Here is a 14114-nt window from a genome sequence, read left to right on the forward strand (position 1 = left end):
TCGGAATCCTGGCTGCCCACTGGGTGTGCACTGCTCCCTGCCTATGAGCCGACCCGTTCCGGTCAGCCCACCGGGGCGGGGATGTCAGGTCGGGTCGGGTGCGCAGATCCGGGTGGTGACCTCGACTGCGGCGGCGTTGCCAAAAACCGCCAAAGCTCCAACCCCCTCTTGACCCATCACATCCTGCACCTTAAGGTCGGAGCGATCCAGATTTGCCAAATCCTTTTGGCATCGTGTGGCAAAGGAGCACATGACGATGGCTGAATCGAGTTCGTTCCCGCCTGCTGAAATGCCGCGCAGAGCATTCCTCTTGGTCGGCTCCGCCGCACTGGCGGCAGGGTGCGTCACCCTGTTCCCCACCCGCGCAGACGCGGCGCCGGCGCCGCCTGCGGCCGCAGTCAGCGAGACTCCGCCCACGCGCCCCCACCCGACTCTGCTCGGGGTGCTCTGAGCCTTCGCTCGAAAGTCAGTTCAGACAACGAGATGGGATGACAATGCCGTCAACAATCTACGACGTGACGACCTGGACCATTCCGGGCAGCCCCGCGACGACCGCGGAGGACGACATCGGTGCGATCATCAACAGCATCATCGCCGACATCAAGGCGAATCAGCCTTCGCAGGACTCCAAGCCCGGCGCCGTGATCTACATCCCACCGGGCGACTACTCCCTGAAGACGCGCATCCTGATCGATATCAGCTATCTGCAGATCAAGGGCTCGGGACACGGGTTCACCTCCTCCAGCATCCGGTACAACTCCGGTGACACGTCCTCCTGGCACGAGATCTGGCCGGGCGGAAGCCGCATCCGGGTCGAGAACACCGACGGGAACGCGGAAGCGATCCTCATCGACAGGGGCGGTCTCCCCCGGCTGAGCTCCATCGAGCTGGTGGATTTCTGCCTGGACGGCGTGTCGTTCACTCCGGACCAGAACAGCTACCAGAACGGGAAGACCGGAATCCGCTCGACCACGCCCACCGACTCGCTCCGGATCACCGGGATGGGGATGGTCTACCTCGAACGAGCGATCGTGATCGTCGAGGCCGACGCTCTTCACATCACGGACAACTTCCTCTGCGAATGCGGCAGCTGCGTCGAGCTCGTCGGCTCCGGGCAGGCGAGCATGGTCAACGACAACCTGATCGGGGCCGGTCCCGCAGGATTCTCGATCTTCGCCGAGGGCCACTTCGGCCTGATCATCTCCGGCAACAACATCTTCCCGCGCGGAAAGAGTTCCGTGCACCTGAAGAACGCCGTGAACAACATGGTCTCCGCGAATCGTCTGCACGCCTTCTACTCGGGCATGATCACGATGGAAGGGGGATGCCACAACAACCTCGTCTCGGCAAACCACTTCCTGCGCAACGCGGAGACGTTCCCCGTGTTCCAGAACACTCCGCACCCGGAGGACGACCTGTTCGGCCTGGTCCATGTACGGGGCTCGGGGAACACGGTCACCTCGAACCACTTCTCGTTCGACGCCCCGGGCGGCGACATCACGCCGTCCGGCGCGAAGCCGACCATGGTGCTCGTGAAGTCCGGCGACAACAACTACATCGCCACGAACCACCATGCCGCGAACGTCGCGGTGAATGCGGTCGTCCTCGACGGCAGCACCACCGACACCAAGGTCCTCGACTGCGGAAGTTCGTCAGAGTTCGAGGCCCTGGGCGGCGCGACGTTCGGATTCCGCGCGACGCCGTAGTCCGCGCACCCGCATCCGCATCCACGTCCGCATCCGACCGACAACGACGTCAGTACGGAGTCACATGTCTCTTCAACGCGCCCACCGAGGCCACGCAATCGTCACGATGGCCCTTGCACTCGTCCTTGCCGTATCGGGGCTGGTGGTCTACCCGCCGAAAGCCCCGACGGCGGCTGCCGGCACCGCGGCCGACTATCCGGAGTACCCTTACGCGGCCACCGACTACACGGAAGCTTTTCGCGGGCAGTTCCATTTCAGCCCGCAGAGCGGCTTCATGAATGACATCAATGCGCCGCTCCACTACCGGGGCGTCTACCACATCTTCTTCCAGCACAACCCGCACGGCCTCGAATGGGACACGGTCCACTGGGGCCACGCGACGAGCACCGACCTGGTGCACTGGGAGCAGCAGCCGATCGCGCTCGAACCAGGAGTCCACCCTGGCAATCTCTGGTCCGGCGCCGGCTGGGTCGACGAGGACAACGTCACGGGGCTGAAATCCGGGAGCCACGATCCGATCCTTCTGTTCACGAACACCGAGGGCGTCAGCATCGCGTACTCGACCGATGGTGCGAAGACCTTCCAGATGTACGACGACGGCGACAAGGTCATCGACAACCCGGTCGAGAGCCGTGACCCGAAAGTTCAGTGGGACGCGGCGCACGAGCGCTGGGAGATGGTGACCTATCAGGCCGGTGCCGGAGCCGTGTTCTACACATCCACCAATTTGCTCGACTGGACCCATCGCGGAGTCTACGAGGCGGACTGGTTCTCCGAGTGCCCCGATCTCTACAAACTCCCTGTCGACGGCGACCCGTCCCACGAGAAGTGGGTTCTGCAGGATGCCAGCGGCGAGTATGTGATCGGTTCCCTCGACGAGTCCGGCATGTTCGTCTCGGACTGGACGAGCCCGCAGCGCATGGAGTGGGGCATCTCCGGGGCCGCGTTCGCTCCTTCCACCTGGTACGCCCCGCTGACGTTCAACCAGCTGCCCGGCGGGAGGGTGGTGCAGATGGGCTGGCAGCCCAGCAATGCCGGCGTCACCTGGACGGGCAACGCGTCGTTCCCTGTCGATCTCGCGCTCAGGACATATCCAGAGGGCATCCGGATCACCCGCACCCCGGTACCTGAGATCGCGGCGATTCGCGAGACGACCCGGACGTGGGGACCGCGCACCATCACCACCGACGCCGCAAGCGACCCGTTCATCGGCGAGTTCGCGGACACCTACGAGATCGACGCGGTGTTCGACGTCGGCAGTGCGACGGCGTCCGAGTTCGGCTTCCGGCTGCACGCGCGCACGGACGGTTCAAGCGATCGGACCGTCTCCTACTCGGTCACCGAGCAGACGCTCTACGGGCAGTCGATGCCCCCGATCTCGGACGTGGTGAAGGTTCGGCTCCTCGTCGATCGAGGGCAGCTCGAGGTGTTCGGGAACGACGGCAAGATGGTCGTGAGTGACAACGTCTCGTTCGACTCGTCGGCAGGAAGCCAAGGAATCCAGCTCTACGCATCGGGTGGCTCGGTATCGCTGGTCTCGCTGAGCTTCTCCCGCATCGCGTCGACCTGGGAACCTGCCCCCGCGGGCACAGCACCCGACAGTGCCGTCGTGTCGACGGGGCGACAGGACAAGTGCATCGACCGGGATGTCGCCTCGGGCCGAGTACAGGTCTGGGACTGCCTCGGAAACTCCCAGCAATCCTGGGAACTGGACAATCGAGGCAGGCTCTCCACGGGCGGGGTATGCGCCGAGGTTCCGCCAGGCCAGACCTCGAATTTCACCCTGGTGAACGTCGCGCCGTGCACCGGGGCCGCCAACCAGCAGTGGCGGCAGGGCAACTTCGGATCACTCATCAATCTCGAGTCAGGGCGCTGTCTCGACATCCCCGACGCCGACTTCAGCAACGGCCGGCAACTGCAGATCTACGACTGCGTAGGCACGCGGAACCAGAGCTGGGTCGGCCCGACCTATGTCGCCGGAACCAGCGAGATCAGCTGGGGAACGACCTCGTCCTGCGTGGATCTCGATGCAGCGTCCCGAAAGGTCCAGATCTGGACGTGCAACGGACTCGGCAACCAGATGTGGCGCCTGAACTCTGACGGCACGCTGACCTCGGACGGCCTGTGCATGCAGCTTGCCTCCGGCTACGCCAACGGGAGCGAGATCACGGCGGGATCCTGCGTCTTCGGTGCCAAGTATCAGCAGTGGAGTCGCACCGCGGACAGCGGTATCAGGAACGTCGCCTCCGGACGCTGCGTCGACCTGGACTCCGGTGACACGACGAACGGACGGCAGCTGATCACCTGGGACTGCATCGGCGGCCCGAATCAGATCTGGACAGGACCGGCCTGATCGGTAGGTGGCGCATGACCAGAGCCCGTCGTACCCCGCTTGATCTGGGTACGACGGGCTTCACCCACGACGAGCTACGAGCCGATCGCCGGCGTCGCCCGCACAGCGTTGGCGCTCCGGTCGACGACAACCTGGGCCTCGGTTCCGGAGTCGAGGACCGTGTTCCGAACCGATGCGGGGTCGACCGTCACCGTCGTCACGGTGAGACCGTCCGCGGCATCGGTCGCCAGCAAGGCATCCACCTGGGCCTCGAAGCAGGACTCGCTCGTGGCGGCATGAACATCCAGGGCGACGACGTGATTGCTGGAGACGTAGTTGCCGGACCCTGCCGCCACTCGGATGATGACCGGCGTCGAGCCCGAGGGCCGGATGCTCTGCGTATCGACGATCTCCGAGAAGTGGTTGCCGATGATCGAGTTGTTGCTGCCGCTCACGTGAAGAAGCCCGTAGGTGTCCTCCACACCGTTGTCGATCCCCAGGAAGGGCGCCCAGGGTTCTCGGTCCCGCAGGAAATGGTTGGAGGAGATGAGGTTCTCCGAGCTCATCGACTCGAGAACAACCATGCCGGGGTAGAACGAGTGCAGGCGGTTGTTGCTGACACTCGAGCGTGTCACTCCACGGAGATGAACGCTGCTCGCTCCCCGAGGGAAGACGTTGTTGGCAGTGATCAGGAGACCACCGTGATTCTCGGCATAGATCGAGTGCCCCTTGAAGCCGGCGCCGATCAGGTTGTCGGTGATCTTCGAGGCCTGCCCCCACCCGCGCAGCTCGATGCAGCTCCCGCATTCGGCGATGAAGTTGTCGTGGATGGACAACGCGTCCGCGTTGTGAATGGTGAGCGCGTGCTCGAGGTAGACGAATCCCATGCCGTTGACGCGTAACGAGTCGTTGGCACTCGCGACGTAGATGCCTGTCTTGAGGTTGCTGTAGGTGTTCTCCGGCCGCAGCTCCGAGCCGTCGGCGTCGAAGTGCAGTCCGTCGATGCAGAAGTTCGAGAACTCGAGCGAGCTGATCCGCGGGCTCCCACTGCGCTCGACATGGAAGGCCGCGCCCTTGGACTCGTCCGCGCCTGCGCCGACGGGAGTGTCGACGAGGATCCGGCTGCCTCCGGGCCACAGCTCGTGCAGGTCGGGCCACTCGTCCTCGGGAACGTTGAAGCGGATGCTCGAGGACGTGAAGCCGTGTCCCGAACCCTCGATCCTGAGGAAGCTGATGTCGATCACGACCTGCGTCCGAAGGCGGTAGTCCCCCGGCGGGATGTAGATCACCGCGCCGGGCTTTCCTCCGTCATCGACATCGGTCTCCGCCTGACGTCGCTTGACGTCCGCGATGATGCTGTTGATGACCTCGCCGATGTCCTCGACCGGGTTCCCGACGGGCCACGTCGTCACGTCGTAGTGGTTGGCGCTCGACATGGGTTCTCTCCTTGATGTCATGGCGTCTGCCGTGCCGGCGTCGAGAACGAGCTGGTCCGGCGGCGCTCGAACGCGCCCGTTTTCACGAGAGGACTCCGCTTTCAGCCGGAAGCGCGCTGCTCTCAAGGATCGTGAGCCGTCCATCGACCCAGCCGACTGGCTGCGGGTCCGTGATCTCCCCTACCCAGCCGCCGTGTCCGTCGTCGTTCCGGAACGCCAGCAGCCGCCACTGCCCGGCGCGGTCCTCGACAAGCCGCCCGACGTAGAGGCGCTCGTCGGTGATCCGGTACGACTCCTCCGTCGGGAACGGCCCGGCGAGAGAGTCGGTCGGGAAAGCCCACACGCCGCCGATCGGATCACCCGCGCGACGCCCGTTCGACAGCTCGGATCCGAGGCAGGAGAAGATCCCGACCGGCTGCCCGGCGACGGTCGCGGTCTGCACGACCTCGATGTGGCCGAACCCCGCACCCGGGCGCGACAGCGGCGGCTGAACGGTCCACTCGACCAGATCGGGCGACGTCGCGTGGCCGATCACTCCCCTGTCATCGGCGTCGCCATCGTTCGCGCGCGCCGTGATCAGCATGTGCCACGTGCCGCCGTCGCGGAAGACCCACGGATCACGCCACGCCTGATCCGGCCACTTCCTGGTGTCGGCCGTTTCATACCAGTGGGGGTCGGGTACGAGGACCTGTCGTCCGGGCTCTCGGTGCCAGGTGAAGAGATCTGCCGAGACCACGGAGCTGATGCGCTGCTGCAGCCCGCCTTCGGCGCGGCTGACCGCGGTGTAGAACATCCGCCACATCCCGTCGTCGTCGCGCACAACGGACCCTGTCCAGGTTGCGAGGTCGTCGAAGGCCGGCGATTCATCGGGGATGACGGCGTCTGCGTGTTCGGTCCAATTCGTGAGATCCGTCGATGTCGCATGCCCGATGGTCGCCCGCCAGTGTCGCCGATCGGGATCCAGAAGAGCGCGTGATGCCTTGAGGAAGAAGAGGTGATAGCGATCGCCGTCATCGGCGATCCAGAAGTCCCATACCCACGACGAGGCAAGGCGAAGCATCTGTGTGTGTACCTTTCAGTTGGCGTGTGGCGTGGCGACCGAGCCTCGAACGACAAGTGGGCAGTCGAGAATCCTGGGTTCCTCGGCGAGGAGCTTGTGGTCGGCCTCGCCGTGGAGCAGGCGGACAAGAGTGTCGACCGCCCAGGCGCCCATCTCGTAGTGCGGAAGGGCGACCGTGGTCAGGCCGGGGAAGAGGTTCGCCGCAATGAGTTCCTGATTGTCGAACCCGACGATCGAGAGATCATCCGGAATGCCGAGACCGAGCTCCGTGGCCGCCCGGTAGGCGCCCATCGCCATCCGGTCGTTGTAACAGAACAGGGCCGTCGGACGATCGGTTCTGCTCAGCATCTCTCGGGCCAGCTCGTATCCGGGGAGCGTCTCCGACGGCGCCGAGGAGACGAGCGATGCGTCGTAGGGGATCTCGTGCTCTTCCAGAACCCGTCGATACCCCTCGAGCCGGCCATGGGTGGCCGGAACATCGTCATCGTTGTTGAGGAAGCCGATCCGAGTGTGCCCTGCTTCGACGAGATGCGTGACCGCGGCGATCGCGCCGCCCACCTCATCCGGAACGACCGCGGGGACGATCCCCGCCCTGTCGGTCGAGTCGATGAGGACCGTGGGGAGGTCCTGCAGATTCGGCGGGAGGAAGACTCTTCGGTGATACATCGTGGCGTACAGCACCGCGTCGACCTGCCGGTCGATCAGCGCCTGCACATCGTCCTTGTGCGCATTGGCTCCGGACTCCCGATCGGTGTTGATGATGACCAGCGTCAGGTCATGCTCACGAGCAGCATTCTGAGCGCCCAGAATGATCCGCCCGGCGTGCGGGGTGGTAGCGATTTCCTCGCTGAGAAGCCCGACGAGCCCGGAACGGTTCGTGCGCAGTGCTTGGGCTGCACGGTTCGGTCCGTATCCGAGAGTCTTCGCCGCATCACGCACGCGCGCTTTCGTCTCTTCGGCGACCCTCGTATGCGGTGTGTTGTTGAGTACGTGCGAGACGGTTGTCACCGACACGCCGGCAAGCTCGGCGACATCCCGGATTCCTGCACTTTTCACGGCCACAGTTCTTCCTCCTCCATCAGACCGGCACGCTCTTTCGCCACGGTGATCGTGACCCGCCGGACACGCGGGTGTGACGCGAGCGCAAATTCTCCGCGTGCGGACTGGTGACGTTCATATGTCATGAATTATCCCTTGACCGCACCGAGGGTGAGTCCCGCGACGATGTGTCGCTGCAGGAAGAGGGTGAGCAGGATGACGGGGATCGAGTAGACCGCGGCGAGGGCCGTCATCCCGCCCCAGTCGAGCCCGAACTGGCTCTGGAAGTTCGCGATCACGACAGGAGTCGTCTGGGCACGCACCGAGGTCAGGAGCAGGGCGAACAGGAACTCGTTCCAGGAAGCCAGGAAGGCGAAGATCGCGGTCACGGCCAAGCCGCCGGACACCATCGGCAGGACGACGCGCATCATCGCCTGCAGGCGGTTGCACCCGTCGATGCCCGCCGCCTCGCTGAGTTCGTCCGGCACGGCCTCGAAGAAGCTCGCCATCAGCCAGATCGAGAGGGGAAGCGAGATCGTTGTGTGAGCCAACGCGAGACCGAAGGAGGTGTCCGTCACCCCGAGGCCGCGCATGGTCGCGACGAGCGGCGCGCCGACGGCAATGGTCGGCACCATGCGCGTCACCAGTGCGGCGACGATGAACACCCGACCACTGGGGGTGCGGAACCGTGTGATCGCGTAGGCGGCCGGTACCGCGAGGACGAGCGAGAGCGCAGTCGAGATGATCGCCGTCACCACGCTGTTGATCAGCGCGGCCGGCACCCCTTCTCGAGTGAGCGCAGAGACGTAGTTCTCGAGGGTCCACACCTCGGGAAGCACGCCGGGCGGCACGGCGATGGCGTCGAGCGGCGTCTTGAAGGAGGTGAAGAGGAGGTAGATGAACGGGAAGCCGTAGAGGATGATCGTGGAGGCGAGGAGAACCCAGAGGATGATCCGGCTGCGGCCGCGGGTTTCGAGTGGATTCATCGTGCACTGCTTCCTGGACGCCAGATGAGGGTGATTGCGGCGATGGCGACTGCCAGCATCACGATGAGGTAGATGGTGCCCATCGCGCTGGCGAGCCCGGGATCACCGAATCGGGTCATGGTTCTGTAGATCAGGAGGCTCAGTGTGGTCGTGCTCCCCTGCGGTCCCCCATCGGTCTGGATGAGGATGATGTCGAATGCTCGAGCAGCATCGATACCGCGGACGATCAGCGCGACCGCGATGACGGGTCGCAGCAGCGGGATGATGATGCTGAACAGGATGCGCGGATACTTTGCGCCATCGATTCGTGCGGCCTCGATCACTTCTCCCGGGATGTTCTGCAGGCCGGCGAACAGCACCAGAGTGATGAACGAGGTCGTGAGCCAGATGTCGGGGATCGCGACGGAGAACAGCGCGATGTCGGGGTCGCTCAGCCACTGGATCTGATCCGGGCTGGCGAGGATGTTCGACTCGAAGAGCAGCTGGTTGATGATCCCCAGGTTGTCGATCAGCAGGAAGCGCCACAGGAGGCCTGCCACGACGGGAGCGATCATGAGCGGGTACATGAACACCGTGCGGAACACCGCCGATCGCTGACCGAGCGCCGTGAACAGCAGAGCCACGGCAAGTCCGAGGACGAACTCCATGGCAACGACGATGAGCGTGTACGCGACGGTACGAACCGACGCCGAGAGGAACGCCTCTGAGGCGAAGACGGTCGCGTAGTTCGCGAATCCGACGAATGTCCTCGGTGCGCCCGCGAACGGAGAGATCTCGAAGAAGCTGTCATAGACGAACCGCGCGAGTGGCCACAGCACGAACATCGCGAGGAAGATCGCCGCCGGCGCCATGAGCAGCAGGGCGAACCGGCGATCGCCCCGGTCCTTGCCGCTCGATCGAGTCCGGCCCGGGGCCGGGACAGCGCGCGCCGTCCCGGCCTCGGCGTATCGAGAAGTGGTGGAGGTGTCCACAGGTAAGTACTCCTGAACCTGGATCGTCTACTCGACGATCGCTTCGATCTGAGACTTCGCGTCCTCGAGCAGCTCGCTGGTGTCAGCGCCCGGCTCGACGGCCTTCTGCAGCATCGGCACCAGCACCGAATCGACGATCTCCTGCCAGTTCTCGGTCGCCGGACGAGGCAGCGACTGTGAAGACTCGAGCGTGGCGACCAGCGCGGGATAGTTCTCGTACCCGGCCACGCCGTCCTTGCTCTCGAAGGCGCTCTTGCGAGCCACGAGACCCAGTGACGTGTCGGCCGAGAGATCGTTGTGCTCGTAAGCGAACTGGATGAAGTCCTTCGCTGCCTCTTGGTTCTTGCCGGTGGACGGGGCCGACAGGTACCAGGCTCCCGGGACGCCGGCGACACCGCCCGATCCGCCGATCATCGGCGCGACACCGATGTCATCCTTGATGGGCGAGTCATCCGGGGTCTGACGATAGGCGTGGCCCCAGAACCGCACCATCGCGAGCTGCCCCTGGTAGAAGAGGTTCTGCGATCCCGCCCAATCGAGCTGGGCAGCCCCTGAGGGGGCGTACGGGAGAAGGCTGATGTAGTAGTCGAGCGCCGCCTTGTGCGCTTCGTCGTCGATGGTCACCTCGTTGGTCTCGGCGTCGAGGACCATGTGCTCCTCACCGGCCTGAGACACGGTGGCCAGCCATTCGGTCTCCACCGCACCCTTGACGTCGGTGCCGTAGAGATCGGTCTTGCCGTCTCCGTCGGTGTCGCGCGTGAAGAACTCAGCGACGTCCTTGTACTCCTCCCAGGTGGTAGGAGGAGCGAGGGGGTAGCCGTACTTCTCCTCGAAGTCGGTCATGTTCGTCGGGTCCTCGAAGAGATCAGTGCGATAGAAGAGGATCTCCGAGTTCGTCCAGACCGGCATCCCGACGAAGTGGCCGTCGACCTGAGCCTCCGAGACGAGGCCACCGAACAGATCAGCTGTCACGTCGTCGGTGAAGAGATCGTCGATCGGGGCGAGCCCGGGGGCGAAGGCAGTCAGCCAGATGGCGTCGAGCGCGGCGACGTCGAATGACGGTTCTCCAGCCTTCAGCTCCGAGGACACCCGGTCGTAGAGGCCGGCGTACGGCAACTCGACGAGCTCGACCTCCGTGCCCGTCTCCTCCTTGTAGAGGTCGGCGACAGGCTGAAGCTCGGCCTTGCCACCTCCTTCGACCACGACGGTCAGCGTCTGGCTGCCCGAGCCCGTCTCGGCCGCACCCCCGCCTCCGGCGCCGCAGCCACTCAGCACGAGGGCTGCAGCGGCAACTGTTGAGGTGGCAGCAAGGACGCGACGGGCGCGGCCCTCTGCGCGCATGCGAAGCTTCATCACTTCGAACTCCATTCGTCATCGAGATAGAGAGGCGACTCGACGTCGCCGCCAAAACGTCTTGGCAAAACGTCTTGGCACGACAGTAGCGGCGCCGTCCGCCTGACGCAACCAACCTCCACCAATTCCAGCGCGAAGAGGAGTCGTCGGGGCGGGTCCCGGACCCGCGCGAGCCTCGCACCGGGCACGGCCCGCGCCCATGCCCATGCCCATGCCCATGCCTACTTGCGGCACCCGCTTCGGTGATCGGTGATCGGTGAGCACGCTCACAGAATGCGCCGGCCGCGAGAGGCAAGACTGCGTTCATGCCGCGACGTGCCACTACGCTTGATGCCCGGCGCGCCGCCGTACGCCCGACTCGCCCGGCCGGCGCTGATCGGTTCGCAGGTCTGGCACGAGGCCGCGGCTCTCACCGCCGGTCCAGACGCGCTCTGATCCCCCTTCGACCGGAAGGCCTGTCATGTCTAGTCCCAGGTTCAACACGACCGAAGCGCTCGCCCGCTACGACGGGGTGCGCCGCTACACGGAAGAGCTCGCGGCGCCCCTCTCACCGGAGGACCAGACCGTCCAGTCGATGCCGGACGTCTCCCCCACCAAATGGCACCGGGCCCACGTGACCTGGTTCTTCGAGACGTTCGTCCTCGCCGGGCACGAGCCCGGGTTCGCGCCGTTCCAGGACAAGTACTGGTTCCTGTTCAACAGCTACTACGAGGCCGTCGGACCCCGGTACTCGCGCCCGATGCGCGGCGTGATCAGCCGGCCCGGGGCGCACGACGTCGGCGAGTACCGCCGCAACGTGGACGACCGCATGCGCGACCTGATCGACCGGATCGACGACGGCACCTGGGAGAAGCTCGCCTACATCGTCGAACTCGGGTTCCATCACGAGCAGCAGCACCAGGAGCTGCTGCTGATGGACATCAAGCACGTGCTCTCCCTCAACCCGCTGGAGCCGGTGTACGCGGGAGTCCCCGAGCAGAGCGCCGATCCCGGGCCTCTGGGCTGGGCCGAGTGCGACGGCGGGCTGGTCGAGATCGGAAGCGAGGGCGGCGGCTTCTGCTTCGACAACGAGCTGCCGCGCCACCAGCAGTTCCTGCGGCCCTACCGGCTCGCGGACCGCCTGGTCACCAACGGCGAATGGCTGGAGTTCATGGCCGACGGCGGCTACGGGCGCCACGAACTGTGGCTGTCCGACGGCTGGGGCCGTGTCCAGTAGGAAGGCTGGGCCGCACCGTTCTACTGGTCGCACGTGGACGGCCAGTGGTTCGAGCACACGCTGCACGGCACCTGGCCCGTGGACCCGGCGCTGCCGGTGTGCCATGTCAGCCACTACGAGGCGGACGCGTTCGCGACGTGGGCGGGCAAGCGGCTACCCACCGAGGCGGAATGGGAGCACGCGGCACTGGAGGCCGACGGCGGCGCGGGCCCCGTGCACGACGGCGCCGGGCTCGCCGACCGCATCACCTACCACCCCCGCTCGGCAGGCCCGCCCACCGGAGGACCGCGGCAGATGTTCGGCGACTGCTGGGAGTGGACGTCCTCGTCCTACCTGCCCTACCCCGGCTTCCACCCGGCCGAGGGCGCGATCGGCGAGTACAACGGCAAGTTCATGTCCAGCCAGATGGTCCTCCGGGGCGGCTGCGCGCTCACCCCGCCAGGCCACGCACGGGCGTCGTACCGGAACTTCTTCCCGCCCGGCGCCCGCTGGCCGGTCACCGGCGTCCGGCTCGCGGACGACGGGGCGGCCGGGTGAACGGGCCGGCGGACCACGTGCATGGCGGCGGCACGGGCGATCGGGGCGCGCACGCGCGCCGCACGGTCGTACCGATGGACGACGACGGCCGGGTGGACGACAGCCACGGGGCACCTCGCATCGAGGTGCTGCTCACGCCCCAGGATCGCCGTCGGACCCTGGAGGCCGACGTCCTCGACGGGCTCACCCGCACCCGCAAGCAGCTCCCGCCGAAGTACTTCTACGACGCGGCCGGCAGCGAGCTGTTCGAGGAGATCACGCGATTGCAGGAGTACTACCTCACGCGCGCGGAGAGCGCGCTGCTGCACCGGTACGCCGCCGAGATCGGCCACGCGGCAGGGGCGCAGGTGCTGCTCGAGCTCGGTTCCGGATCGAGCGAGAAGACCAGGCTGCTGCTGGACGCGCTCGCGGGCGACGGCCACCTGGCCGGCTACGTCCCGGTGGACGTGAGCCAGGCCGCGCTCGGCGCGGCGGTCGCGGAGCTGCGGGGAGAGTACCCGGGGCTCGATGTCGTGGGTGTCGTCGCGGATTTCGAGCGGCACCTGGCCGACCTGCCCGCCCCCGGACGCCGCACCATCGCGTTCCTCGGCAGCACACTCGGGAACTACTCCGCCGACGGGCGGCGCCGCTGGCTCCGCGACCTGGCGTCGGGCATGGCGCCGGGCGAGACGCTGCTGCTCGGACTCGACCTGGTCAAGGCGCCGGAACGGCTGCTCGCGGCGTACGACGACGCCGCCGGAGTCACCGCCGCGTTCAACCGCAACGTGCTCCACGTCCTCAACCGGGAGCTCGACGCGGACTTCGAGCCGGACGCGTTCGACCACGTCGCCTCCTGGAACGAGGAGGAGTCCCGCATCGAGATGCGCCTGCGGGCCCGCGAGGCGATGGAGGTCAAGCTGACCGAGCTCGACCTGGTGGTCCGCTTCAGCGCGGGCGAGACCCTCCTGACGGAGTACTCGTCAAAGTTCACGCGCGAGACCGCGGAGTCGGACCTCCGGGCGGCAGGCTTCACGCCATCCCGCTGGTGGCAGGATCTGGCGGGCGACTACGCCCTCGTCCTGGCCACGCTCTGACCCGGATCCGTGGGTAGCCGGGTCTGACGATCTCGACGGTCCGTCCCTGACACCGGATGCGAAGCGAGATGCCCGCGACGAGAGTGGGATCGGTGACCGCTCAGGCCGGTTTCACAAAGTGACGGGCCTGTCCGGCGTGAAGTCTGGACCCTGTTCGGAGGTGAGTGGTGAGCCGGCAACCGATTGCGGACTACGCGCTGCTGTCCGACCGCCACTGCGCCGCCCTGGTCGGCCGGGACGGCTCGGTCGACTGGCTCGGGTTTCCCCGCTTCGACAGCCCGTCGGTCTTCGGCCGGCTGCTCGACGCCGAGGCGGGCGCCTGGACGATCCGGCCGACCGGTTCGGCCGACGGTGAAGTCCGCCGCCAATATGTGCCTGAAACCCTGGTTCTGCAGACGGTCTTCAC

12 protein-coding genes and 1 pseudogene are annotated in these 14114 nt (G+C 66.0%); 6 read left to right on the plus strand and 7 right to left on the minus strand.

The window, feature by feature from the left end:
• Positions 1 to 84: 84 nt before the first annotated feature.
• On the minus strand, positions 85 to 348 hold the full coding sequence (locus ACYVK5_RS07555) for a hypothetical protein (RefSeq protein ID WP_460703444.1): 264 nt from the start codon (positions 346 to 348) through the stop codon (positions 85 to 87).
• Positions 349 to 515: 167 nt separating this feature from the next.
• Here ACYVK5_RS07555 and ACYVK5_RS07560 point away from each other — a divergent pair, with 167 nt between their 5' ends.
• Together ACYVK5_RS07560 and ACYVK5_RS07565 are read left to right on the plus strand one after the other, a co-directional pair.
• A complete protein-coding gene (locus tag ACYVK5_RS07560; protein WP_460703446.1) occupies positions 516 to 1706 on the plus strand; it encodes a NosD domain-containing protein in 1191 nt (396 codons plus the stop codon).
• A gap of 106 nt (positions 1707 to 1812) precedes the next feature.
• Positions 1813 to 4059: a ricin-type beta-trefoil lectin domain protein gene (locus ACYVK5_RS07565; protein ID WP_460703448.1), complete on the plus strand. Its 2247-nt coding sequence runs from the start codon at positions 1813 to 1815 to the stop codon at positions 4057 to 4059.
• 74 nt (positions 4060 to 4133) lie between these two features.
• On the opposite strand, the gene ACYVK5_RS07570 is transcribed toward ACYVK5_RS07565, so the two are convergent.
• The 6 genes from ACYVK5_RS07570 to ACYVK5_RS07595 form a co-directional block, all read right to left on the minus strand.
• Positions 4134 to 5474, minus strand: a complete 1341-nt coding sequence (locus ACYVK5_RS07570; RefSeq protein WP_460703450.1) for a right-handed parallel beta-helix repeat-containing protein — start codon at positions 5472 to 5474, stop codon at positions 4134 to 4136.
• 82 nt (positions 5475 to 5556) lie between these two features.
• Positions 5557 to 6534, minus strand: coding sequence for a glycosyl hydrolase family 32 (locus ACYVK5_RS07575; RefSeq protein WP_460703452.1), 978 nt, complete (start codon positions 6532 to 6534; stop codon positions 5557 to 5559).
• 15 nt (positions 6535 to 6549) lie between these two features.
• Positions 6550 to 7596, minus strand: a complete 1047-nt coding sequence (locus ACYVK5_RS07580) for a LacI family DNA-binding transcriptional regulator (protein ID WP_460703454.1) — start codon at positions 7594 to 7596, stop codon at positions 6550 to 6552.
• A gap of 125 nt (positions 7597 to 7721) precedes the next feature.
• Entirely contained in the window at positions 7722 to 8558 is an 837-nt protein-coding gene (locus ACYVK5_RS07585; RefSeq protein WP_460703456.1) for a carbohydrate ABC transporter permease, read from the minus strand.
• On the minus strand, positions 8555 to 9409 hold the full coding sequence (locus ACYVK5_RS07590) for a carbohydrate ABC transporter permease (RefSeq protein WP_460703583.1): 855 nt from the start codon (positions 9407 to 9409) through the stop codon (positions 8555 to 8557). The genes ACYVK5_RS07585 and ACYVK5_RS07590 overlap by 4 nt, the downstream gene beginning before the upstream one ends.
• Before the next feature lie 147 nt (positions 9410 to 9556).
• Positions 9557 to 10882, minus strand: coding sequence for an ABC transporter substrate-binding protein (locus tag ACYVK5_RS07595; RefSeq protein WP_460703458.1), 1326 nt, complete (start codon positions 10880 to 10882; stop codon positions 9557 to 9559).
• A 460-nt stretch (positions 10883 to 11342) separates the two neighbouring features.
• Here ACYVK5_RS07595 and ACYVK5_RS07600 point away from each other — a divergent pair, with 460 nt between their 5' ends.
• The 4 genes and pseudogenes from ACYVK5_RS07600 to ACYVK5_RS07615 all read left to right on the plus strand — a co-directional run.
• Complete coding sequence (locus tag ACYVK5_RS07600) at positions 11343 to 12098, plus strand: DinB family protein (protein ID WP_460703460.1); 756 nt, start codon at positions 11343 to 11345, stop codon at positions 12096 to 12098.
• Positions 12099 to 12131: 33 nt separating this feature from the next.
• Positions 12132 to 12635 (plus strand): SUMF1/EgtB/PvdO family nonheme iron enzyme, encoded by a 504-nt coding sequence (locus ACYVK5_RS07605; RefSeq protein WP_460703462.1) that lies wholly within the window; start codon positions 12132 to 12134, stop codon positions 12633 to 12635.
• A 74-nt stretch (positions 12636 to 12709) separates the two neighbouring features.
• A complete protein-coding gene (gene egtD, locus ACYVK5_RS07610) occupies positions 12710 to 13708 on the plus strand; it encodes an L-histidine N(alpha)-methyltransferase (RefSeq protein ID WP_460703464.1) in 999 nt (332 codons plus the stop codon).
• Positions 13709 to 13875: 167 nt separating this feature from the next.
• Positions 13876 to 14103: pseudogene (locus tag ACYVK5_RS07615) on the plus strand (trehalase-like domain-containing protein); the annotation flags it as partial.
• Between the last annotated feature and the right edge of the window lie 11 nt (positions 14104 to 14114).

The sequence above is a fragment of the Myceligenerans halotolerans genome, from assembly GCF_054782975.1.